The sequence below is a fragment of the Streptomyces sp. NPDC048590 genome (genome assembly GCF_043199535.1).
Lineage (GTDB): Bacteria > Actinomycetota > Actinomycetes > Streptomycetales > Streptomycetaceae > Streptomyces.
Map to the genome: position 1 here is coordinate 427,832 of NZ_JBICWC010000003.1, position 21,234 is coordinate 449,065.

21 protein-coding genes are annotated in these 21,234 nt (G+C 69.8%); 1 reads left to right on the top strand and 20 read right to left on the bottom strand.

Features of this window, described 5'->3' with window-relative positions; all coding sequences use genetic code 11:
- Nucleotides 1-70 precede the first annotated feature (70 nt).
- Nucleotides 71-652 (top strand): 1,4-alpha-glucan branching protein, encoded by a 582-nt coding sequence (locus ACGFNN_RS10195; RefSeq protein WP_393554538.1) that lies wholly within the window; start codon nucleotides 71-73, stop codon nucleotides 650-652.
- Between the two features lie 144 nt (nucleotides 653-796).
- On the opposite strand, the gene ACGFNN_RS10200 is transcribed toward ACGFNN_RS10195, so the two are convergent.
- The 20 genes from ACGFNN_RS10200 to thrB all read right to left on the bottom strand — a co-directional run bounded on the left by ACGFNN_RS10200 (nucleotide 797) and on the right by thrB (nucleotide 21,115).
- Nucleotides 797-1,243, bottom strand: coding sequence for a DUF2550 domain-containing protein (locus tag ACGFNN_RS10200; protein WP_385024260.1), 447 nt, complete (start codon nucleotides 1,241-1,243; stop codon nucleotides 797-799).
- Between the two features lie 130 nt (nucleotides 1,244-1,373).
- A complete protein-coding gene (locus ACGFNN_RS10205) occupies nucleotides 1,374-1,748 on the bottom strand; it encodes a F0F1 ATP synthase subunit epsilon (RefSeq protein ID WP_325747706.1) in 375 nt (124 codons plus the stop codon).
- Nucleotides 1,749-1,857: 109 nt separating this feature from the next.
- Complete coding sequence (atpD, locus tag ACGFNN_RS10210; protein ID WP_393554541.1) at nucleotides 1,858-3,300, bottom strand: F0F1 ATP synthase subunit beta; 1,443 nt, start codon at nucleotides 3,298-3,300, stop codon at nucleotides 1,858-1,860.
- A complete protein-coding gene (locus tag ACGFNN_RS10215) occupies nucleotides 3,300-4,220 on the bottom strand; it encodes a F0F1 ATP synthase subunit gamma (protein ID WP_393554543.1) in 921 nt (306 codons plus the stop codon). Before ACGFNN_RS10215 ends, atpD begins: the two co-directional genes overlap by 1 nt.
- Nucleotides 4,221-4,223: 3 nt before the next feature.
- Nucleotides 4,224-5,795, bottom strand: coding sequence for a F0F1 ATP synthase subunit alpha (gene atpA, locus ACGFNN_RS10220; RefSeq protein WP_362542284.1), 1,572 nt, complete (start codon nucleotides 5,793-5,795; stop codon nucleotides 4,224-4,226).
- Nucleotides 5,796-5,939: 144 nt separating this feature from the next.
- Complete coding sequence (locus tag ACGFNN_RS10225) at nucleotides 5,940-6,755, bottom strand: F0F1 ATP synthase subunit delta (protein WP_362542287.1); 816 nt, start codon at nucleotides 6,753-6,755, stop codon at nucleotides 5,940-5,942.
- Nucleotides 6,752-7,297, bottom strand: a complete 546-nt coding sequence (locus tag ACGFNN_RS10230; RefSeq protein WP_329232901.1) for a F0F1 ATP synthase subunit B — start codon at nucleotides 7,295-7,297, stop codon at nucleotides 6,752-6,754. The genes ACGFNN_RS10225 and ACGFNN_RS10230 overlap by 4 nt, the downstream gene beginning before the upstream one ends.
- A gap of 42 nt (nucleotides 7,298-7,339) precedes the next feature.
- Entirely contained in the window at nucleotides 7,340-7,585 is a 246-nt protein-coding gene (atpE, locus tag ACGFNN_RS10235) for an ATP synthase F0 subunit C (RefSeq protein WP_014048348.1), read from the bottom strand.
- Nucleotides 7,586-7,660: 75 nt separating this feature from the next.
- The gene (gene atpB / locus ACGFNN_RS10240) at nucleotides 7,661-8,476 is read right to left on the bottom strand and encodes a F0F1 ATP synthase subunit A (protein ID WP_362542292.1); all 816 of its coding nucleotides are present in this window, start codon (nucleotides 8,474-8,476) and stop codon (nucleotides 7,661-7,663) included.
- A 222-nt stretch (nucleotides 8,477-8,698) separates the two neighbouring features.
- On the bottom strand, nucleotides 8,699-9,136 hold the full coding sequence (locus tag ACGFNN_RS10245; RefSeq protein ID WP_362542295.1) for a hypothetical protein: 438 nt from the start codon (nucleotides 9,134-9,136) through the stop codon (nucleotides 8,699-8,701).
- A 261-nt stretch (nucleotides 9,137-9,397) separates the two neighbouring features.
- Nucleotides 9,398-10,768, bottom strand: coding sequence for an MraY family glycosyltransferase (locus ACGFNN_RS10250; protein ID WP_393554546.1), 1,371 nt, complete (start codon nucleotides 10,766-10,768; stop codon nucleotides 9,398-9,400).
- A gap of 96 nt (nucleotides 10,769-10,864) precedes the next feature.
- The gene (gene glyA / locus ACGFNN_RS10255; protein ID WP_393554548.1) at nucleotides 10,865-12,154 is read right to left on the bottom strand and encodes a serine hydroxymethyltransferase; all 1,290 of its coding nucleotides are present in this window, start codon (nucleotides 12,152-12,154) and stop codon (nucleotides 10,865-10,867) included.
- A gap of 139 nt (nucleotides 12,155-12,293) precedes the next feature.
- Entirely contained in the window at nucleotides 12,294-12,935 is a 642-nt protein-coding gene (locus ACGFNN_RS10260; RefSeq protein ID WP_393554549.1) for a protein-tyrosine-phosphatase, read from the bottom strand.
- Nucleotides 12,932-13,579 carry an L-threonylcarbamoyladenylate synthase gene (locus tag ACGFNN_RS10265; protein WP_362542312.1) on the bottom strand — a complete coding sequence of 216 codons (648 nt, stop codon included), beginning with the start codon at nucleotides 13,577-13,579 and terminating at the stop codon, nucleotides 12,932-12,934. The genes ACGFNN_RS10260 and ACGFNN_RS10265 overlap by 4 nt, the downstream gene beginning before the upstream one ends.
- 64 nt (nucleotides 13,580-13,643) lie before the next feature.
- A complete protein-coding gene (gene prmC / locus ACGFNN_RS10270; RefSeq protein ID WP_362665426.1) occupies nucleotides 13,644-14,489 on the bottom strand; it encodes a peptide chain release factor N(5)-glutamine methyltransferase in 846 nt (281 codons plus the stop codon).
- Between the two features lie 41 nt (nucleotides 14,490-14,530).
- Entirely contained in the window at nucleotides 14,531-15,607 is a 1,077-nt protein-coding gene (gene prfA / locus ACGFNN_RS10275) for a peptide chain release factor 1 (protein ID WP_362542322.1), read from the bottom strand.
- A 154-nt stretch (nucleotides 15,608-15,761) separates the two neighbouring features.
- The gene (rpmE, locus tag ACGFNN_RS10280) at nucleotides 15,762-15,986 is read right to left on the bottom strand and encodes a 50S ribosomal protein L31 (RefSeq protein WP_351275551.1); all 225 of its coding nucleotides are present in this window, start codon (nucleotides 15,984-15,986) and stop codon (nucleotides 15,762-15,764) included.
- A 189-nt stretch (nucleotides 15,987-16,175) separates the two neighbouring features.
- A complete protein-coding gene (locus ACGFNN_RS10285) occupies nucleotides 16,176-17,279 on the bottom strand; it encodes an LCP family protein (RefSeq protein ID WP_365093665.1) in 1,104 nt (367 codons plus the stop codon).
- 476 nt (nucleotides 17,280-17,755) lie between these two features.
- A complete protein-coding gene (gene rho / locus ACGFNN_RS10290) occupies nucleotides 17,756-19,810 on the bottom strand; it encodes a transcription termination factor Rho (RefSeq protein WP_393554553.1) in 2,055 nt (684 codons plus the stop codon).
- A 387-nt stretch (nucleotides 19,811-20,197) separates the two neighbouring features.
- Nucleotides 20,198-21,115 (bottom strand): homoserine kinase, encoded by a 918-nt coding sequence (gene thrB / locus ACGFNN_RS10295; protein ID WP_362542333.1) that lies wholly within the window; start codon nucleotides 21,113-21,115, stop codon nucleotides 20,198-20,200.
- Nucleotides 21,116-21,234: the final 119 nt, after the last annotated feature.

Consider the following 21,234-nt stretch of genomic DNA (forward strand, 5'->3'; position numbering starts at 1 on the left):
CGGGGTTCCTATAGGTTCGGTCGGGGTCCCGTCGGGGGACGGACCAGGCCCATGCAGAAGGAGCACGCAGATGGCGACCATCCACCGCACCACCCTGGAACCGACCAAGCTCGAGCTGCTCACCGGGTGGCTCCCGGAACAGAGCTGGTACGAGGGCGGCGGGCGGTCACCCGCACTGGTCCGGGCCGGCGGGTTCCGCCTGGACGACCCCGAGGGCGAGGTCGGGATCGAGTTCATGATCGTGGTGGACACCGGCGGGCAGCGGCCCGTGGCCTATCTGACACCGCTGAGCTATCGGGGCTCGGAGGCCAAGGACATCCCCGCCGACGCGCTGATCGGCACCTCCGAGCACGGGGTGCTCGGTACCCGGTGGATCTACGACGGCGACCGCGACCCCGTGGTCCGGTCCCAGTTGGAGGCGCTGCTGCGCGGCGGGGCGGAGCCCCAGATGCAGAGCGAGAGCGACACCCCCGACCCGACCGTCGTCGTGCACGGGGCGGGCCCCGGGGACGGGACGAGCAAGGCGCGGATCATCCGGGTCCTGCGTCGGGCGGACGCCGTCGAGGGTCCTGCCGGGAGCGTCGTCACGGGCTGGACCTGGCCGGACGGGACGGGCGTACGGGGCGTTGTCGCCACCGTCGAGGCCGCCTGAGGAACGCCGTCCGGGCCGGCGGGAAAGGGCTTGAGGCCATGCCACCTCCCTCGGACTCCGTCCGGGAGAGAGGCCCTCTGCTCAGGCCACGTTGACCCTCCCCCGGACTCCGTCCGGGGGCACCCCCACCAGCGAGACCTCTACTCAAGCCACATTGACTCGCTGGCCGGGCGGTGCCGCCTCCAGCCAGGCGAGGAAGCCGGTCAGGGCGTCCTCGCTCATCGCCAGCTCCAGGCGTGTCCCCCGGTGGAGGCAGCCGAGCACGACGGAGTCGGACAGGAGCGCGAGCTCCTCCTCGCCCTCGGGCAGCCGGCGGCCGACCACCTCGATGGCGGAGCGCTCCAGGCCGCGGCGCGGGCGGGGCGAGTACGAGAACACCCGGAACCAGTCGACACGGTCACCGCTGTACCGGGCGACCCCGTACACCCAGCCCTTGCCGGAGGGGTCCGGCTCCTGGGGGATGTCCCAGCGCAGGCTGCAGTCGAACGTACCGCCGGAACGCTGGATGAGCCGCCTGCGGAGGCCGAAGACGAAAAGCCCCACCGCGACCAGCACGACGACCAGGCCGCCCACCCACAGAGCGAGGACCATCTTCACCGACCTCCTCGCATCGTCGAGTAACGGACCGAACCGGACTGCACCTGCATCGCCTCAGCCGCGACACGGTCTGGATCTCTCCAGCTCGGGCCGCGGCTGAGTCAAGAACTACTCGTGGGGACGCTCAGTGCGCCGCCACCGCACGCAGTCGTACGTCCGCGCGGCGCTCCGCACCGGCGTCCGTCTCCGACTTCGCGCGCTCCAGCGCACGCTCGGCGCGCTGGACATCGATCTCGTCGGCAAGCTCGGCGATCTCCGCGAGCAGCGACAGCTTGTTGTCCGCGAACGAGATGAAACCGCCGTGGACAGCGGCGACAACGGTCCCGCCGTCGCTCGTACGGATCGTCACGGGGCCCGATTCCAGCACACCCAGAAGCGGCTGGTGACCGGGCATGACGCCGATGTCGCCGGACGTGGTACGCGCGACAACGAGGGTGGCCTCGCCGGACCAGACACTGCGGTCCGCGGCGACCAGCTCGACATGCAGCTCAGCAGCCAAGGGTGGCTCCTCGGGTCACCACCCGGCGGTCGTGCCGGGTGTTGGGTCGATTCTACGGGGCGTGGTGAGGGGGGCGGGACACACCCACCCCCCTCGGTGAGCCGGAGGCTCAGGAGACGCCGAGCTCCTTGGCGTTGGCCTTCAGGTCCTCGATGCCACCGCACATGAAGAACGCCTGCTCGGGGAAGTGGTCGTACTCCCCGTCGCAGATCGCGTTGAACGCGGCGATCGACTCGTCGAGCGGAACGTCCGAACCGTCCAGGCCGGTGAACTGCTTGGCGGCGTGGGTGTTCTGCGACAGGAAGCGCTCGACGCGACGGGCACGGTGGACGACGAGCTTGTCCTCCTCGCCCAGCTCGTCGATACCGAGGATCGCGATGATGTCCTGGAGGTCCTTGTACTTCTGCAGGATCCCCTTGACGCGGCTGGCCGCGTCGTAGTGGTCCTGCGCGATGTAACGCGGGTCCAGGATGCGGGACGTGGAGTCCAGCGGGTCCACGGCCGGGTAGATGCCCTTCTCGGAGATCGGACGGGAGAGAACCGTCGTCGCGTCGAGGTGGGCGAACGTGGTGGCCGGGGCCGGGTCGGTCAGGTCGTCCGCGGGGACGTAGATCGCCTGCATCGAGGTGATCGAGTGACCACGCGTCGAGGTGATGCGCTCCTGGAGCACACCCATCTCGTCGGCCAGGGTCGGCTGGTAACCCACCGCGGACGGCATGCGGCCGAGCAGCGTGGAGACCTCGGAACCGGCCTGCGTGAAGCGGAAGATGTTGTCGATGAAGAGGAGCACGTCCTGCTTCTGCACATCGCGGAAGTACTCCGCCATGGTCAGGGCGGACAGCGCGACCCGGAGACGCGTCCCCGGCGGCTCGTCCATCTGGCCGAAGACCAGCGCGGTCTTGTCCAGAACGCCCGAGTCCGTCATCTCGTCGATGAGGTCGTTGCCCTCACGGGTGCGCTCACCGACGCCGGCGAACACCGACACACCGTCGTGCAGCTTCGCCACACGCATGATCATTTCCTGGATGAGGACCGTCTTGCCGACGCCCGCACCACCGAACAGACCGATCTTGCCGCCCTTGACGTACGGGGTCAGCAGGTCGACGACCTTCAGGCCGGTCTCGAACATCTCGGTCTTGGACTCGAGCTGGTCGAAGGCCGGGGCCTTGCGGTGGATCGGCCAGCGCTCGGTGATCTGAGCTTCGGCCTCCGGCTCGTTCAGGATCTGACCGAGGGTGTTGAACACCTTGCCCTTGGTGACGTCACCGACGGGGACGGTGATGCCCGCGCCCGTGTCGGTCACCGGGGCCTGGCGGACCAGGCCGTCGGTGGGCTGCATCGAGATCGCGCGGACCACGCCGTCACCCAGGTGCTGGGCGACCTCGAGGGTCAGCGTCTTGCGAGCGCCGGCCTCGGCCGGGTCGTCGACCTCGACGTGGAGGGCGTTGTAGATCTCCGGCATCGCGTCGACGGGGAACTCCACGTCGACGACCGGGCCGATGACCCGGGCGACGCGGCCCGTGGCAGCGGCCGTCTCAACTGTCGTCGTCATTACTTGTCACTCCCCGCGGACGCGTCGGCCAGCGCACCTGCACCGCCGACGATCTCGCTGATTTCCTGGGTGATTTCGGCCTGGCGGGCCGCGTTGGCAAGCCGGGAGAGGCTCTTGATCAGATCCCCGGCGTTGTCGGTCGCCGACTTCATCGCGCGGCGGCGGGCAGCGTGCTCGGAAGCGGCTGCCTGCAGCAGTGCGTTGTAGATACGGCTCTCGACGTAGCGCGGCAGAAGGGCGTCGAGGACGTCCTCCGCCGACGGCTCGAACTCGAACAGCGGGAGGATCTCACCGGTCTTCCCGGTGCTCTCCTCCTCGGCCTTGTCGAGCGACAGCGGAAGCATCCGGCCGTCGACCGCGTTCTGCGTCATCATCGACACGAATTCCGTGAAGACGATGTGCAGCTCGTCGACGCCGCCCTCGGCCGTGTCCTTCTGGATGGACTCGATGAGGGGCTCGGCGATCTTCTTGGCATCCGAGTACTCGGGGCTGTCGGTGAAGCCGGTCCACGACCCCGAGACCTTGCGCTCGCGGAAGCCGTAGTACGCGACACCCTTGCGGCCGACGATGTAGGTGTCGACCTCCTTGCCCTCGGCCGCCAGCCGCTCCCTCAGCCGCTCCGCCGCCTTGATGGCGTTGGAGGAGTAGCCGCCGGCCAGACCGCGGTCGCTCGTGAGGAGCAGGACCGCCGCCCGGGCCGGAGCCTCGGCCTCGGTGGTGAGCGGATGGTTGGTGTTCGAGCCGGTCGCGACCGCGGTCACCGCACGGGTGAGCTCGGTCGCGTACGGCATCGACGCCGCCACCTTGCGCTGCGCCTTGACGATGCGCGAGGCGGCGATCATCTCCATCGCCTTGGTGATCTTCTTGGTCGCGGTGACGGCTTGGATGCGGCGCTTGTAAACGCGAAGCTGAGCGCCCATCGATCAGCCCTCGCCCAGGAGCTTGCCGTCCGAGGTCTCGAACTGCTGCTTGAAGGCGGCGATCGCGTCGGCGACCGACTGCAGCGTGTCGTCGGACATCTTGCCGCCCTCGGCGATGCTGGTCAGGAGGTCCTTGCGCTCGCGGCGCAGGTACTCCAGCAGCTCGGACTCGAAGCGGCGGATGTCCTCGACCGGGACGTCGTCCATCTTGCCCGTGGTGCCGGCCCAGACGGAGACGACCTGCTCCTCCATCGGGAACGGGGCGTACTGGGGCTGCTTGAGCAGCTCGACCATGCGCTTACCGCGCTCCAGCGAGGCCTTGGAGGCCGCGTCCAGGTCGGAACCGAAGGCGGCGAACGCCTCCAGCTCGCGGTACTGGGCGAGGTCCACGCGGAGCCGGCCGGAAACCTGCTTCATGGCCTTGTGCTGGGCGGAGCCACCGACTCGGGAGACCGAGATACCGACGTTGAGCGCCGGACGCTGACCCGCGTTGAACAGGTCGGACTCCAGGAAGCACTGGCCGTCGGTGATGGAGATGACGTTGGTCGGGATGAACGCCGACACGTCGTTCGCCTTGGTCTCGACGATCGGGAGGCCCGTCATCGAACCGGCGCCCATGTCGTCGGAGAGCTTGGCGCAGCGCTCCAGCAGACGCGAGTGCAGGTAGAAGACGTCGCCCGGGTAGGCCTCACGGCCCGGCGGACGGCGCAGCAGAAGCGACACGGCGCGGTAGGCGTCGGCCTGCTTCGAGAGGTCGTCGAAGATGATGAGGACGTGCTTGCCGTCGTACATCCAGTGCTGGCCGATGGCCGAACCGGTGTACGGCGCCAGGTACTTGAAGCCGGCCGGGTCGGACGCCGGGGCGGCGACGATGGTCGTGTACTCGAGCGCGCCGGCCTCTTCGAGGGCACCGCGCACGGAGGCGATGGTGGAGCCCTTCTGACCGATGGCGACGTAGATGCAGCGCACCTGCTTGTTCACGTCGCCCGAGCGCCAGTTGTCGCGCTGGTTGATGATCGTGTCGACGGCCAGAGCGGTCTTACCCGTCTGACGGTCGCCGATGATCAGCTGACGCTGGCCACGGCCGATCGGCACCATGGCGTCGACGGCCTTGTAGCCGGTCTGCATCGGCTCGTGGACCGACTTGCGGACCATGACGCCGGGGGCCTGCAGCTCGAGGGCGCGACGGCCTTCGGTCGCGATCTCGCCGAGACCGTCGATCGGGTTGCCGAGCGGGTCGACGACACGGCCGAGGTAACCCTCGCCGACGCCGACGGAGAGCACCTCACCGGTGCGCTGCACCGGCTGGCCCTCCTCGATTCCGCTGAACTCGCCGAGGACGATCGCACCGATCTCGCGCTCCTCGAGGTTGAGGGCGAGACCGAGGGTGCCGTCCTCGAACTTCAGCAGCTCGTTCGCCTGGGCGGAGGGCAGGCCCTCCACCTTCGCGATGCCGTCGCCGGCAACGCTGACCGTCCCGACCTCCTCGCGCGAGGCCGCGTCCGGCTGGTACGACTGGACAAAGTTATCCAGTGCGTCCCGGATCTCCTCCGGCCGGATCGTAAGCTCCGCCATCTGGGGTTCCCTGCTCTCCTTGTTGGGCCCGAAGTTTCTCAAAGGGGTCTGGGGGCGACCCCCAGGAATCTTCCGCAATTTCTGCACGGCCCAACCGGGCCGCTCTTGTTGCTCGTTCAGTTGGTGCTGTGGCGCTGGGCGCTGTCAGCCGGCCATCCTGCGGGTGACCTCTTCGAGGCGCTCCGCGATCGTGCCGTTGATGACCTCGTCACCGACGCGCACCGAGATCCCGCCGAGGACCTCGGGGTCCACGTCCAGGTTCAGGTGCATCTGCCGGCCGTAGATCTTCGCCAGGGCCGCGCCGAGGCGCTGCTTCTGGCGATCAGACAGCGGCACCGCCGAGGTGACGACGGCGACCGTACGGTCCCGGCGCTCCGCGGCGAGCCCGGACAGGGACTCGAGTCCCGCTTCCAGGCTACGTCCTCGGGGGTGCGTCACGAGGCGCGTGATCACACGCTCCGTGACGGGCTGCGCCTTGCCGGCGAGCAGGCTGCGGAGCAGCTCGCCCTTGGCGGAGGCGGTGGCCCTGCGGTCGGTCAGCGCGGAGCGCAGCGCGACGTCGGAGCCGAGGATCCGGCTGAACCGGAACAGCTCGTCCTCGACGTCGTCGAGCACACCGGCGCGCTGGGCCGCGGTGAGGTCGGCGGTGTTCGCCAGCTCCTCGACCGAGTCCACCAGGTCACGCGACTGCGACCAGCGGGAACGGACCATGCCGGAGACCAGGTCCACGGCTTCGCCGCCCACCTGGCCGCGCAGCAGCCGTCCCGCCAGCTCGGCCTTGGCCTCGCCGCCCTGCGACGGGTCGGTGAGGACCCGGCGCAGCGATACCTCGCGGTGGAGCAGCGCGGTGACGGCTGCCAGCTCCTCGGCGAGCTTCGCCGCGTCGACCGACGTGGAGTCGGTCAGTGCGTCGAGGCGCTCGCGTGCGGCGGCCAGCGCCTCGCGGCTCGCTCCATTCATCGGACGGCCTCGGCCTTCGCCTCGAGCTCGTCGAGGAAACGGTCGACGGTGCCGCTCTGCCGGGCGTGGTCCTCGAGGGACTCGCCGACCAGCTTGCCGGCCAGGGCGGTGGCGAGGGAGCCCACGTCCTGGCGCAGCGCGGACGCCGCGGCCTTGCGGTCGGCCTCGATCTGGGCGTGGCCGGCCGCGATGATCTCCTCGCGCTGCCGCTGACCTTCCGCCCTCATCTCCTGGATGATGACGGCACCCTGCTCCTGCGCCTCCTGGCGCAGACGGGCGGCCTCGTGGCGGGCCTCGGCGAGCTGAGCCTTGTACTGCTCAAGCACGCTCTGGGCCTCGGTCTGGGCCGCATCGGCCTTCTCGATACCGCCTTCGATGGCCTCGCGGCGCTCTTCCAGAACCTTGTTGATGTTCGGGAGGAGCTTCTTGGCGAGGAAACCGAAGACGATGGCGAAGGCGATGAGACCGATGATGATCTCAGGAACCGCCGGGAGCAGCGGGTTCTGGATCTCTTCCTCGGACGCCAGCAAAAGGGCGTTCACATCAATGCCTTTCGTCGCTTCGGGCAGTCGTCGTGCCGCGAATTAGTCGACCGGGTAGACGAAGGGCATGACGAGACCGATCAGGGCGAGCGCCTCACAGAGAACGAAGCCGAGGATCTGGTTCGAGCGGATCAGGCCGGCGGCCTCGGGCTGACGGGCCAGGGCCTGGGTGCCGTTACCGAAGATGATGCCGACGCCGACGCCGGGGCCGATCGCGGCGAGGCCGTAGCCGATGGAACCGAGGTTGCCCGTGATGTTGACGGCGGCGAGGGTCTCAAGAGCGGACATGCCGTTTCTTCCTTCTCTTTCAGAACCGGTGGGGGTTGGCCACCGGACGACTATCGGGGGTGGAGCTGAGCCGGATCAGTGGTGCTCGGCGAGAGCGCCCTGAATGTAGTTGCAGGCCAGGAGCACGAAGACGTAGGCCTGCAGCGCCTGGATGAACAGCTCGAAGGCGGTCATCAGGATGGTCATCACGAACGAGACACCGGCGTAGGCGATACCGATGCCGTTCAGCAGGTACCAGCTGGCGATCGTGAAGATCAGCAGCAGCACGTGGCCCGCGAACATGTTGGCGAAGAGTCGCACGGCGTGCGTGAACGGACGGATCAGCAGGTTCGACATGATCTCGATGAGCATGACGAAGGGCAGAGCCGGGCCGATCGACGGGTCGTAGCCGGAGATGTTCTTCCAGCCGCCGACGAAGCCGTGGCGCTTGAAGGTCAGGCTGACCCAGAGGATGTACACGATCGCGGCCAGCGCCACCGGGAACCCGATGACCGAGACCACCGGGAACTGGGCGAACGGGATGATCGCCCAGAGGTTCATGATCCAGATGAAGAAGAACAGCGAGACCATGAGGGGCACGTACTTCTTGCCCTCGCGCTTGCCGAGCGTCTCGTACACCACACCGGTGCGGATGAAGTCGTAGCCCGCCTCGGCGACCATCTGGAGCTTCCCGGGCACGACCTTCGGCTTGTTGAAGGCGGCCCAGAAGAAGCCGACGACGACAACGGTGCTCAGGACCGCCAGCAGCATCGGCTTGTTGAACTCGATGCCGCCGACGGTGAACATCGGCTCGAAAACAAAGGAGTGCAGGCCGGGAGCCGGGAAGCCGCATCCGTCGAAGATGTGGCAGTCGGTCTCGAAGGCGAGCACCGTCGTCGGGTCAGCACTCACCGCGGGCTCCTTCAGCGTGGCGCATAGGTACGGCAACCTCGTTGTGTCGGCGCGGCAAGCAGCCGCTGGTCGGCACTGGACTGGTTTTACGGATGGGGGGCGGCTCAGGCATTACGCCTCGCGATGAAGCAGGCGCCGATTTTGATGCCCGCGCCCGCAGTGCCGCAGTTGGCACCGGACGATAGCAGGGTCTCGAACGCTCGCTTATCCCGGCCCTACCCCTCACGTCGAAGACCCCGTGTTCTCGGGCGTCTTGCCCGCGGACGAGTCCGGCTCGACGTAGAGGATCTTGGTCTTCATGTGCACGCGGATCTGCGCCGCGACCCAGGTGAGGGTGGCGACCATGACCCCGGCGGCGAAGGCCCGGGGGTTGAACAGCGTCGTGTCCTTGAACGCGGCCACGAAGACGAAGAGCAGCAGCAGTTCGGTCGTGTAGAGCACCAGGCCCATCGACTGGAACAGGTGCGGCAGGGACTTCGCGGTGCGCTGGAGGACGCCGAGGCCGAGCCCCATGAAGAGGATCACCACGAGCGTCCCCGCCGCCGCACCGATCGCTCCCTTGCCACCGGCGACCGCCGCGCTGACGGCGACGGTGACGACACCGACGGCGGCAGTGGGCACGGCGGTGTGAAGGAGGGTCCGGACGTCGTTGGACGGCATGGCGGTTGCTCCGCTTTGCAGGGGGTGGTCAGTGGTCGTCAGGGACGAGCGTAGGCCCGTTCCGGGCCGACGCTTCAGGCCGGAGGACCGTTCTACTCAGATCCTTCGGCTCCCTCACCGGGTTCGTGAACGGTATCACAAACTATTTGATGAGGTCTTTACTCAGAAAGTGTGCCAGCTGTCACACGTGAGAGTTAACCCGCCCGTGTGTGCAGAACATCACGACACGTTGTCTGATATAGGGGCTTCTGTCCGCAGAGGTCAGCGCGTCGAGTCCGCGCGGTCCCGGCCTCCGAAGCGCGAACGGGGGCCGATCGCCGTCGCTCCGTTGACGCCCGAGACACCGACCGGGACGGGGGCCCTGTCGGCAGCCGTCGAAACCATCTGCGAATCCTCCGCGCCCAGTTGCCCTCCCGGGGAGGTCTCCTCGCTCCCGTCGGACTCCTCGTGCGCCGCCTGTCGCCGCCGGCGGCGGTAGCGCGGCGGCACGAAGGACTCGGCCCAGTGCGGGGCTCGCGGGGTGAAGCGCGGCATGAGCAGCAGGACGAGACCGACGGCGCTGAGCCCGACGATCACCAGCACGATCCAGAGCGACGCGGAGTGCACCGAGTACCCGACGGCACCGAAGGCGATGAGCGCGGACCAGAAGTACATGATCAGCACGGACCTGCTGTGCGAGTGCCCGATCTCCAGCAGCCGGTGGTGCAGGTGGCCGCGGTCGGCGGCGAACGGCGACTGGCCGTTCCAGGTGCGGCGCACGATGGCCAGCACCAGGTCGGCGGCCGGGATGGCGATGACCGTCAGCGGCAGCAGCAGCGGGATGAAGACCGGGAGCATCGCGTGGGTCGCCTGCCGCTCGCTGCCCTCGAAGAGCTGCATCGCGTCCGGGTCGACCTGCCCGGTGACGGAGATGGCGCCGGCTGCCAGGACCAGTCCGATCAGCATCGAGCCCGAGTCGCCCATGAAGATCCGGGCGGGGTGCATGTTGTGCGGCAGGAAGCCGAGGCACATCCCCATCAGGATCGCGGCGAACAGCGTCGCGGGGGCGGCCGCCTCGATGCCGTACCCGTACCAGAGGCGGTAGGTGTACAGGAAGAACGCCGCCGACGCGATGCAGACCATGCCGGCCGCGAGACCGTCGAGGCCGTCGACGAAGTTGACCGCGTTGATGGTGATCACGATCAGCGCGACCGTGAGCAGGGTGCCCTGCCACTGGGTGAGCGCGACCGTGCCGACGCCGGGGATGGGGAGCCACAGGATCGTCAGACCCTGGATGACCATCACGGCGGCGGCGATCATCTGGCCGCCGAGTTTGATGAGCGCGTCGATCTCGAACTTGTCGTCCAGGACGCCGATCAGCCAGATCAGCGCGGCGCCGGAGAGCAGCGCGCGCGGTTCGTTGGAGAGTTCGAAGACGCTGTTCAGGTTGAAGAGGTGGTCCGCGACGATGAGCCCGGCGCACAGTCCGCCGAACATGGCGATGCCACCGAGCCGAGGAGTCGGTTCCCGGTGTACGTCACGCGCGCGGATCGCGGGCATCGCCCCGACCGCGATGGCGAACTTCCGCACCGGTCCGGTCAGCAGATAGGTCACTGCGGCCGTGACACAGAGCGTCAGCAGGTAATCACGCACGGGCTGCCCCACAGATTTCGCCGGCCATCTCAGCCCCACACCCTAGTCTCATGAGCAAGGACACCGAGCCACGGGTGATGGTTCCACAGGCCCCGCCTACCCCGGATACGGCGGATTGTGCTCCGCGAGTTCGCGCACCTGGGCCCTCAGCCGACCCGGGTCGCCCTCACCGCGGACAGCCTGCCCGAGCAGCGAGGCGATGCGCGTCATGGCGTCCTCGTCCATCCCCTGCGTGGTGACCGCCGCCGTGCCGAGCCTGAGGCCCCGGGCGTCCCCGTAGGGCAGCGCGCAGGTGTCGAGGACCACTCCGGCGGCCATCAGCCGTTCCCGGGCGGTGCGCGCCTCGACGCCCAGCGGAGCGGGGTCCGCGACGACGATGTGGGTGTCGGTACCGCCCGTGGTGATCTCGAAGCCCTCGGACTCCAGGGCGGAGGCAAGTACACGGGCGTGTGCGACGACCTGGTGGGCGTAGAGGGCGAACCGGGGGTTCGCCGCCTCACCGAAGGCGACCGCCTTGGCCGCCACCGTGTGCATCTGGGCGCCGCCCTGGGTGAAGGGGAACACCGCCCGGTCGATCCGCTCCGCGAGGCCGGAGCCGCAGAGGATCATCCCGCCGCGAGGGCCGCGCAGCACCTTGTGCGTGGTGGCGCACACCACGTCGGCGTACGGCACCGGGCTCGGTGCCGCTCCGCCGGCGATCAGCCCCATCGGATGCGCGGCGTCCACGATCAGATAGGCGCCGGCCTCGTCGGCGATGTCGCGGAACCGCTCGTAGTCGGGGTGGCGCGGGTACGAGATGGAGCCGCAGACGATCGCCTTCGGCCGCCTGGCCCTGGCCAGGGCGCGTACCTGCGCGTAGTCGATGAGCCCGGTGTCCGGGTCGACCCCGTAGCCGGCGAACTCGAACCAGCGGCCGGAGAAGTTCCCCGGTGCGCCGTGGGTGAGGTGCCCGCCGTACGGGAGGCCCATCGCGAGCACGGTGTCGCCGGGGCGCAGCAGCGCGGCGTAGGCGGCGAGGACGGCGGAGGATCCGGAGTGGGGCTGGACGTTGGCGTGCTCGGCCCCGAAGAGTGCGGTGGCCCGGTCGACCGCGAGGCGTTCGACGGCGTCGGCCTGCTCGCAGCCGCCGTGGTGGCGGGCTCCCGGATAGCCCTCGGCGTACTTGTTGGCGAGCGGGGAGCCGAGTGCGGCGAGGACCGCGGGTGAGGTGAAGTTCTCGGCTGCGACGAGCTGGAGGGTGCCCGCCTGCCGGTCCGCCTCGGCCAGCAGGATGGAGCCGACCTCCGGGTCCTGGTGGAGGAGGCTGTCGAAGTCCTGCGGCATGACCGGGCCGGACGTGGAGTACGACGGCGCGGGTACGGGTGCGGCTGGAGTGGTGACCGGCATCTGACGGCTCCGGGCCTCGAGGAGGGGGGTGCGTGGCGTCAGATCCAATGTAGGCCCGCCCTGGGCGGCCTGCCCGCTGCCGGACGTCCCTCTACGCCGGTCGGCGCACCCGGGCGCGTGGGACGCCCGCGAGTGGCCTTCAGCGCGGGGTGCTCACCCCGGTCAGGGCGGTCACGACCGGATCGAGCGCCTGGCTGATCTCGTCGCCGACGGAGCGGAAGAAGGTGATCGGGGCGCCGTAGGGGTCGTAGACCTCGTCCGCCTCCGCGGTGGGTGCCAGGAGCCATCCGCGCAGGGCCGCCGCGGCGCGCACCAGGGCGCGGGCGCGCTCGACGACGCCCTCCTCACGGGCGTCGGGCAGGGTCGCGGGGTCTATGGCCCGCACCAGCCGGGTGAACTCCTTGAGCGTGAAGGTGCGCAGGCCCGCCGAGTGGCCCATGGAGATGACCTGGGCGCGGTGGTCGCGGGTGGCGGTGAGCACCAGGTCCGCGCGGATCACGTGCTCGTCGAGGAGTTCACGGCCGACGAACCCGGAGGAGTCGGCGCCGAAGTCGGCGAGGACGACCTCCGCGTTGGCCTCCATGGGCGCCCCCTCGTGCCCCCAGGTCCCCGCGCTCTCCACGATGAGGCCGCCGCTCAGCGGATCGCCGAGACGGTCCACGAGGGCATGGCGGGTCAGCCGCTCGGTGATGGGCGAGCGGCAGACGTTGCCGGTGCTGACGTGGAGGATGCGGAAAGTGTCGTGCTGCCCCGCTATGCCACGCCCCTCAGGGGCGGTCAATTGGCCACCTCGAGGTCGGGTACCACCTTGCGGAGCTCCTCGACCGAGAGGGAGCCGGCCCGCAGCAGTACCGGGGTCTTCCCCGTGACGTCGACGATCGAGGACGGCACGATCCCCGGGGTGGGGCCGCCGTCGAGGTAGACGGAGACGCTGTCGCCGAGCATCTCCTGCGCGGCGTCGCAGTCCTCGGGCGAGGGGTGTCCGGTGAGGTTGGCGCTGGAGACGGCCATCGGGCCGACCTCGGTGAGCAGCTCGATGGCGACCGGGTGCAGGGGCATCCGGACGGCGACCGTGCCCCGGGTGTCGCCGAGGTCCCACTGCAAGGAAGGCTGGTGGCGGGCGACGAGGGTGAGGGCGCCGGGCCAGAACGCGTCGACGAGCTCCCACGCCTGCTCGGAGAAGTCGGTGACCAGGCCGTGCAGGGTGTTCGGCGAGCCGATCAGCACGGGGGACGGCATGTTGCGCCCACGGCCCTTGGCATCGAGCAGGTCGCCGACGGCCTCCGTGCTGAAGGCGTCCGCGCCGATCCCGTAGACGGTGTCGGTCGGGAGCACGACCAGTTCGCCGCGGCGGACGGCGGACGCGGCCTCACGCAGGCCCGTCGTACGGTCGGTCGCGTCGTTGCAGTCGTATCGCCGTGCCATCAGCCGGTCTCCTCGGACATGTACGGGTGGGGCGGGTAGGGGTCGTTCGGTGCGTGTGTCCCGGTCACGGCGTGGCCTTGCGGGCCGTCGCGAACCGGGGGCGGCGGTTGAGGTCCGGGTGGTCGGCCGCGTCGGCCCAGCCCCGTTCCTCGGTGAAGATCCACGGCACCTGGCCGCCCTGGGTGTCGGCGTGCTCGATGACGACGAGCCCGCCGGGGCGGAGCAGCCGGTGCGCGGTGCGTTCGATGCCGCGGATGGTGTCGAGTCCGTCCTCGCCGGAGAACAGCGCCATCTGCGGGTCGTGGTCCCGGGCCTCGGGCGCCACGTACTCCCACTCGGTCAGCGGGATGTAGGGCGGGTTGGAGATCACCAGGTCGACCTGGCCGTCGAGCTCGGGGAGGGCGCTCAGGGCGTCTCCCTGGTGGACGGTCACCCTGGATCCCTCGGCGTTCTTGCGGGTCCACCTGAGGGCGTCCTCGGACAGCTCCACGGCGTGCACGCGCGAGCGTGGCACCTCCTGCGCCATGGCGAGCGCGATCGCGCCGGACCCGGTGCACAGGTCGACGATCAGGGGTTCGACGACGTCCATCGCGCGGACCGCGTCTATCGCCCAGCCGACGACGGACTCGGTCTCCGGCCGGGGCACGAAGACGCCGGGGCCGACCTGGAGCTCCAGGTAGCGGAAGAAGGCGCGGCCGGTGATGTGCTGGAGCGGTTCGCGGGCCTCGCGGCGGGCGACGGTCTCCCAGTAGCGGGCGTCGAAGTCGGCGTCCGGCACGTTGTGCAGCTCGCCCCGCTTGACCCCGTGCACGAACGCGGCGAGTTCCTCGGCGTCGAATCGCGGTGAGGGGACACCGGCGTCGGCCAGCCGCTGGGTGGCCTGGGCCACCTCGGCGAGCAGCAGGTTCATCGCGGTTCTCCGTACGGGTTCACGAGCGGGGCGGGTGGGGCTTACGCGTTGGCGAGCTTCGCGGCGGAGTCGGCGTCGACGCAGGCCTGGATGACGGCTTCGAGGTCGCCGTCGAGCACCTGGTCCAAGTTGTACGCCTTGAAGCCGACGCGGTGGTCCGAGATCCGGTTTTCCGGGAAGTTGTACGTGCGGATCTTCTCGGACCGGTCCACGGTGCGCACCTGGCTGCGGCGCACGTCGGAGGCTTCCTGCTCGGCGGCCTCCTGGGCCGCGGCGAGCAGCCTGGACCTCAGGATGCGCATCGCCTGCTCCTTGTTCTGGAGCTGGCTCTTCTCGTTCTGGCAGGAGGCGACGACGCCGGTCGGCAGGTGCGTGATGCGGACGGCGGAGTCCGTGGTGTTGACGGACTGGCCGCCGGGGCCGGAGGAGCGGTAGACGTCGATGCGCAGGTCGTTGGCGTGGATCTCCACGTCGACCTCCTCCGCCTCGGGCGTGACGAGCACACCGGCGGCAGAGGTGTGGATACGGCCCTGGGACTCGGTGGAGGGCACGCGCTGCACGCGGTGCACCCCGCCTTCGTACTTCATCCGCGCCCACACGCCCTGGCCGGGCTCGGTGGCGCCGTTGCCGCCCTTGGTCTTCACGGCGACCTGGACGTCCTTGTAGCCGCCGAGCTCGGACTCGGTGGAGTCGATGATCTCGGTCTTCCAGCCGACGCGCTCGGCGTAGCGCAGGTACATGCGCAGGAGGTCTCCGGCGAAGAGGGCGGACTCGTCGCCGCCGGCACCCGCCTTGATCTCCAGGAGGACGTCCTTGTCGTCGCTGGGGTCGCGCGGGACCAGGAGGAGCCGGAGCTTCTCGGTGATCTCCTCGCGCTGCTTCTCCAGGACCTTGACCTCGGCGGCGAAGTCCGGGTCGTCGGCGGCGAACTCGCGGGCGGTCTCGATGTCGTCGCCCGTCTGCCTCCAGGACCGGTACGTGGAGACGATCGGGGTGAGCTCCGCGTAGCGCTTGTTGAGCTTGCGCGCGTTGGCCTGGTCGGCGTGGACCGACGGGTCGGCGAGCTTCTTCTCGAGATCGGCGTGCTCGCCGATCAGTTCCTCGACCGCCTCGAACATCTTCGGGCTCCTGGTTTCTGCGTCATACGTCTGCGGGCCTGCTGGACGGTGTGCGGCCGCCGGTGCGCCCTGGGGGCACCACCCGGCCGCACAGCCGGAAAAACGCCGGCCCCGGCGCCCGGTGAGGGGCGTCGGGAACCGGCGCTGGGGCTCGCTACTTGCTGGCGGAGCCGGCGGCCTTGCCGAAGCGGGCCTCGAAGCGGGCCACACGGCCGCCGGTGTCGAGGATCTTCTGCTTGCCCGTGTAGAACGGGTGGCACTCGGAGCAGACGTCGGCGCGGATGGCGCCGCCCTCGAGGGTGCTCCGGGTGGTGAACGACGCGCCACAGGTGCAGCTGACCTGGGTCTCGACGTACTCGGGGTGGATTTCGCGCTTCAAGGTGTCTCCTAGGTTCGGGAGGGCTCCGGGTCGTTCGCGCGGATTGCGCGTCCGTGAACCGGGGCCGACGTACCAGTCTGCCAGGACCGGCCGTATCTCCCAAAACGAGGACCCGGTCGCGCATATTCCCCCGGCTTCCGGGGAACGCTCCGCGCCCACCCGGTGACGGAACGTCCTGCCGGACAGGCCCTAACGCACGATCTTTCCGGCGTCGCCCTTGTCGCCGGCCGACTTCTCTGTGGCGGACGCGGGGATGGGCCTGTCCTGCTTGAGCGCGGCCCACACCTGGGCGTCGGCCTTCTTCTGCGGCAGCACCCGGTTCGGGGCCTGGGGGTCGTACTCGACGGGCAGCGTGACCATGTCGACGTCCGACGAGTCGAGCCCCTTGAGCCCGTTGGCGAAGCCGGTCAGCTTCTGGACGGAGGCCAGCTCGGAGTCGGTGGTGACGGCCTTGGTCGCGGTGTCGGCGAGACCGAAGAGGGTCTTCGGGTCGGAGAACACGCCCACGCTCTTCGCCTGGTTCATCAGCGCCTTGACGAAGGCCTGCTGGAGCTGGATCCGGCCGAGGTCGCTGCCGTCCCCGACGCTCTCGCGGGTACGGACGAGGCCGAGCGACTGCTCCCCGCTCAGGGTGTGCCGGCCGGGCTTGAGGGCGAGGTGGCTGTTGGGGTCGTCGATCGCCTCGGAGGTGGTGATGTCGACCCCGCCGAGCTCGTCGATGAGCTTCTTGAACCCGGTGAAGTCGACCTCGACGTAGTGGTCCATGCGGATGCCGGACATCTGCTCGACGGTCTTCACGGCGCAGGCGGGTCCGCCCACGGAGTACGCCGAGTTGAACATCGTCTGCTTCTCCCCGGCCACCTCCCGGCCGCTGGTGTCGCTCGTGCAGGCGGGGCGGTCGACGAGGGTGTCGCGAGGGACGGAGACCACGCTCGCGGACTTGTGCCCCTTGTCGACGTGGACGACCATCGCGGTGTCCGAACGGGCGGACCCCTGGTCCTCGCCGTACTTCGCGTTGTCGCCGGAGCGGGAGTCCGACCCGAGCACCAGGATGTCCTGCGAGCCGTCGTCGACGTCGTCGGGACGGTCGGTGCCCAGGGCCGCGTCGATGTCGACGCCCTTCAGGTTCCCGTTGAGCGTGTAGTAGGCGTAGCCGAGGCCCGATCCTCCGACGACCACGAGTGCGGCGGCGCCCCAGAGGGCGATCCTCTTGACCCGGCGGCCCGTCGACGGCTTCTTCCGGCGGGTGCCGGTGCCGCGTATTCGTCCGGTGCTCCTGCTCTGCTCGCTCATGCGCTCCCTCTTCCGCTTCTCGCTGGTACCCCCTGCCGTGGTGCACGGGCGTGGTCCGGCGTCACTCGGTGGACGGCCGGAGCATCCAGAAGCGTCGCACAGGGCCACGAGGGCCCGGGGAGCGCGACGACGTCCCCGCGGGGAGCGGGTGATCTTCCGGAAACAGGCTCCTCACCTGGCATTTCGGCGCGCGGGGCAGCGTCCGATCCACGCCGGACGGAATGCGACATGTGTGGCAAAGATCGCATCGGGAGCGTCCGGGATCACCCTCACCGTGCGCCCACCGGTACGCGGCGGGGCGGCGTCGGCTTCTCCCGGCTGCCCGCCCGGGCCCCGACGGGCGGGAGTGGGGTACGACCGAGGCGCGGCCGGCCGTACCGGTACGCCGGCCGGGGCGGGCGCTGAAAGAAGACCGGGGCCTGGGAAAGTAAGAGGCCCCGTCACATACGTGACGGGGCCTGCTACTTGACGAAGCGTCAGTCGTTGCTGTTGCCGTTGCCCGGCGTCGTCTTCTGGATCTGCAGCAGGAACTCCGCGTTGGACTGCGTCTTCTTCATGCGGTCCAGGAGGAGTTCGATCGCCTGCTGCTGGTCGAGTGCGTGCAGCACCCGGCGCAGCTTCCAGACCACGGCCAACTCGTCGGTGCCGAGCAGGATTTCTTCCTTACGCGTGCTGGACGCGTCGACGTCCACCGCCGGGAAGATGCGCTTGTCCGAGAGCTTCCGGTCGAGCTTGAGCTCCATGTTGCCGGTGCCCTTGAACTCCTCGAAGATGACCTCGTCCATGCGGGATCCGGTCTCGACGAGCGCGGTCGCCAGGATGGTCAGCGAGCCGCCGTCCTCGATGTTGCGCGCCGCGCCGAAGAAGCGCTTCGGCGGGTAGAGCGCGGTCGAGTCGACACCACCGGACAGGATGCGCCCGGAAGCCGGTGCCGCCAGGTTGTAGGCGCGGCCCAGACGGGTGATCGAGTCCAGCAGGACCACCACGTCGTGTCCCAGCTCCACGAGGCGCTTCGCGCGCTCGATGGCGAGCTCGGCGACCGTGGTGTGGTCCTCGGCCGGACGGTCGAAGGTCGAGGAGATGACCTCGCCCTTCACCGACCGCTGCATGTCGGTGACCTCTTCCGGACGCTCGTCGACGAGGACGACCATCAGGTGGCACTCGGGGCTGTTGACCGTGATCGCGTTGGCGATGGCCTGCAGGATCATCGTCTTACCGGTCTTCGGCGGGGCCACGATCAGGCCTCGCTGGCCCTTGCCGATCGGTGCGACCAGGTCGATGATCCGGGTGGTCAGGACGTTGGAGTCGGTCTCCAGACGGAGCCTGTCCTGCGGGTAGAGCGGGGTCAGCTTCTGGAACTCGGGGCGGCCGCGGCCGGTCTCCGGCGCCATGCCGTTGACCGAGTCGAGGCGCACCAGCGCGTTGAACTTCTCGCGGCGCTCGCCGTCCTTGGGCTGGCGCACCGCGCCGGTGACGTGGTCACCCTTGCGCAGGCCGTTCTTACGGACCTGGGCGAGCGACACGTACACGTCGTTCGGGCCCGGCAGGTAGCCGGAGGTCCGGATGAACGCGTAGTTGTCGAGGATGTCGAGGATGCCCGCGACGGGGATCAGCACGTCGTCGTCGGCGACCTGGACGTCGGTCGCGAAGTCGTCGCGTCCACGACGGCCACGGCGGTCGCGGTAGCGCCCGCGGCGCCCGCGGCGCCCGCCCTCGTCGTCGTAACCGTCGTCCTGCTGGCCGCCGCCACCCTGCTGCTGGCCCTGGTTCTGGCCGCCGCCCTGGCCCTGACGACGTCCGCCGCCCTGCTGGCCCTGGTCGTCGCCCTTGCCCCGGCCGCGCTGGCGGTCGCGGCGGTCACCGCGGTCCTGGCGATCGCGACGGCCGTCCTGGCGGTCGCCCCGACGGCCTTCGGCGGTGTCGGCGGCGGACTCGGCCTTGGCGTCGCCCTTGGCCTCGCCCCGCTCGTCGGCGCGGTCCTGGCGGCCCTCGCCCTTCGGCTCGGACTTCGCCTCGGCCTTCTGCTCCGTGCGGGACTCCGCCTTGGGCTCGGCCTTGGTCTCGGGGCTGCCCGCCTGCGCGGTGGCCCGGCGACGGCGGCGCTCGCCCGTGGGCTGGTCGTCGCTGGCCGGCTGACCGGGGATGTCGATCTGCTGCTGGGCGGCGGCCTTGTCGGCGGCCGGGGCGGCAGGGGTCTCGTCACCGGTGCGGGCCTTGGAGGTGGCGCGCCGCTTCGGCTTGCTCTCGGTGTCCGTACCGGCGGACGCGGCGGCCTTGGAGGCGGGCGCGGAGGATCCTCCGGCCTGCGCCTCCTTGATGACCTCGATCAGCTGGCTCTTGCGCATCCGCGCAGTCCCCCTGATACCGAGGCCGGACGCGACCTGCTGCAGCTCGGCCAGGACCATGCCCTCGAGGCCGGTGCCGGAGCGGCGGCGCCGTGCGGTGGTGCCAGAGGCAGCACCTTCGGCGGGCGCGGCGCTGTCGACGCTCTTGTCGGCAGTCACGCCCATCAGATCGGTGGTGTCGCTCACGAAGGGTCCTTCCCTGGAGCGGACGTCGGCCTTCTGGCTCGGCGACCGGTTGTGCTGTCCGACTGCGGTCTGTTGATCGTGTCGATCGCGGACCTTGCCGGGGCGGTGGTCCGCCGGGTACGGCGGAGAGACGAATGTGCGGGGTCCGGCGCGAGATCCCCCTGCTCGGCCCACTCCTGGACGAGCAAGAGGGTGTCGTGCCGGTTCCGGAGCGTGCTCGAAAGCTCAGGCAGGCTGCTCAGGCAGTCGGGGAGGCTCCCGGAAGAGTGGTGGTCCCGAAAGGGGACACGAAGCAACGCGCCACGAAGACGTCGATTGCTGACTTGAGATTAACACTACCGGCTCCAACAAACATTCCCCCTCTCGAGCACCGGCAATCACGTGGGCCTATGCGGCGAGCGGCAGCACGCTCGCACCCGGGCCGTCGAGAGCGAGCCGGTTCGCGGCCCAGCCCTCCCCCGCCAGCCGGGCCACCTTGTCGGCCGAACCCTCCTCCGTCAGTGCCAGGACCGTGGGCCCGGCACCGGAGATGACAGCGGGCACGCCGTCGGCGCGCAGCCGGTTGACCAGCTCCACACTCTGCGGCATCGCCGGGCCCCGGTACTCCTGGTGGAGCCGGTCCTCGGTGGCGGCCAGCAGCAGCTCGGGGCGCCTGGTCAGGGCCTCGACGAGCAGCGCGGCGCGGCCGGCGTTGGCAGCGGCGTCCACGTGGGGGACGGTGCGGGGCAGCAGGCCCCGGGCGGTCTCCGTGAGTACGGGCGTGGCGGGTACGAAGACCACCGGCACGACGGACTCGGCGGGGTCCATGCGGATCGCCCTGGCGGCTCCGCCGTCGGTCCAGGCGAGGGTGAAGCCGCCGAGGAGGCAGGCGGCGACGTTGTCCGGGTGCCCCTCGATCTCGGTCGCGAGCTCCAGCAGCGCGGCGTCGTCGAGGCGTGCCTCACCGCCCGTCGTCACGGCGCGGGCGGCGACGATCCCGGCGCAGATGGCCGCGGACGACGAGCCGAGGCCGCGGCCGTGCGGGATGCGGTTGGCGCAGACGATCTCCAGGCCGCGGGGCTGTCCCCCGAGCAGGTCGAAGGCCGTGCGCAGGGAGCGTACGAGCAGGTGGCTCTCGTCGCGGGGCAGCGTCTCGGCGCCCTCCCCCGCGATGTCGATGTGCAGACCGGAGTCGGCGACCCGGACGACGACGTCGTCGTAGAGACCCAGCGAGAGCCCGAGGGCGTCGAAGCCCGGGCCCAGATTGGCGCTGGTAGCGGGGACGCGCACCCGGACGGCGGCGGCTCGGAACGCGGGACCGGCCATCGGTTGGACGACTCTTCCTGTACGGCGGCGGGGATGTGGTGCAGGGTACTTCGACGTGCGTGGGGTGCCGTTGCGCGGGGTACGGGGGGCCCGGCAGTCAACGGCTGCGGCACCGCGGC

Bases quoted from the DNA above. Each gene is read 5' to 3' on its own strand.
- ACGFNN_RS10225 (WP_362542287.1), bottom strand. From the start codon at position 6,755: ATGAATGGAGCGAGCCGCGAGGCGCTGGCCGCCGCACGCGAGCGCCTC.
- prmC (WP_362665426.1), bottom strand. From the start codon at position 14,489: ATGAACCTGCTGCTCGCCGAGGTGGCCCAGGCCACCCAGCGGCTGGCC.
- glyA (WP_393554548.1), bottom strand. From the start codon at position 12,154: ATGCCGGTCACCACTCCAGCCGCACCCGTACCCGCGCCGTCGTACTCC.
- atpE (WP_014048348.1), bottom strand. From the start codon at position 7,585: ATGTCCGCTCTTGAGACCCTCGCCGCCGTCAACATCACGGGCAACCTC.
- ACGFNN_RS10285 (WP_365093665.1), bottom strand. From the start codon at position 17,279: ATGAGCGAGCAGAGCAGGAGCACCGGACGAATACGCGGCACCGGCACC.
- thrB (WP_362542333.1), bottom strand. From the start codon at position 21,115: ATGGCCGGTCCCGCGTTCCGAGCCGCCGCCGTCCGGGTGCGCGTCCCC.
- ACGFNN_RS10200 (WP_385024260.1), bottom strand. From the start codon at position 1,243: ATGGTCCTCGCTCTGTGGGTGGGCGGCCTGGTCGTCGTGCTGGTCGCG.
- atpD (WP_393554541.1), bottom strand. From the start codon at position 3,300: ATGACGACGACAGTTGAGACGGCCGCTGCCACGGGCCGCGTCGCCCGG.
- atpA (WP_362542284.1), bottom strand. From the start codon at position 5,795: ATGGCGGAGCTTACGATCCGGCCGGAGGAGATCCGGGACGCACTGGAT.
- ACGFNN_RS10245 (WP_362542295.1), bottom strand. From the start codon at position 9,136: ATGCCGTCCAACGACGTCCGGACCCTCCTTCACACCGCCGTGCCCACT.
- ACGFNN_RS10215 (WP_393554543.1), bottom strand. From the start codon at position 4,220: ATGGGCGCTCAGCTTCGCGTTTACAAGCGCCGCATCCAAGCCGTCACC.
- ACGFNN_RS10195 (WP_393554538.1), top strand. From the start codon at position 71: ATGGCGACCATCCACCGCACCACCCTGGAACCGACCAAGCTCGAGCTG.
- prfA (WP_362542322.1), bottom strand. From the start codon at position 15,607: ATGTTCGAGGCGGTCGAGGAACTGATCGGCGAGCACGCCGATCTCGAG.
- ACGFNN_RS10265 (WP_362542312.1), bottom strand. From the start codon at position 13,579: ATGGCACGGCGATACGACTGCAACGACGCGACCGACCGTACGACGGGC.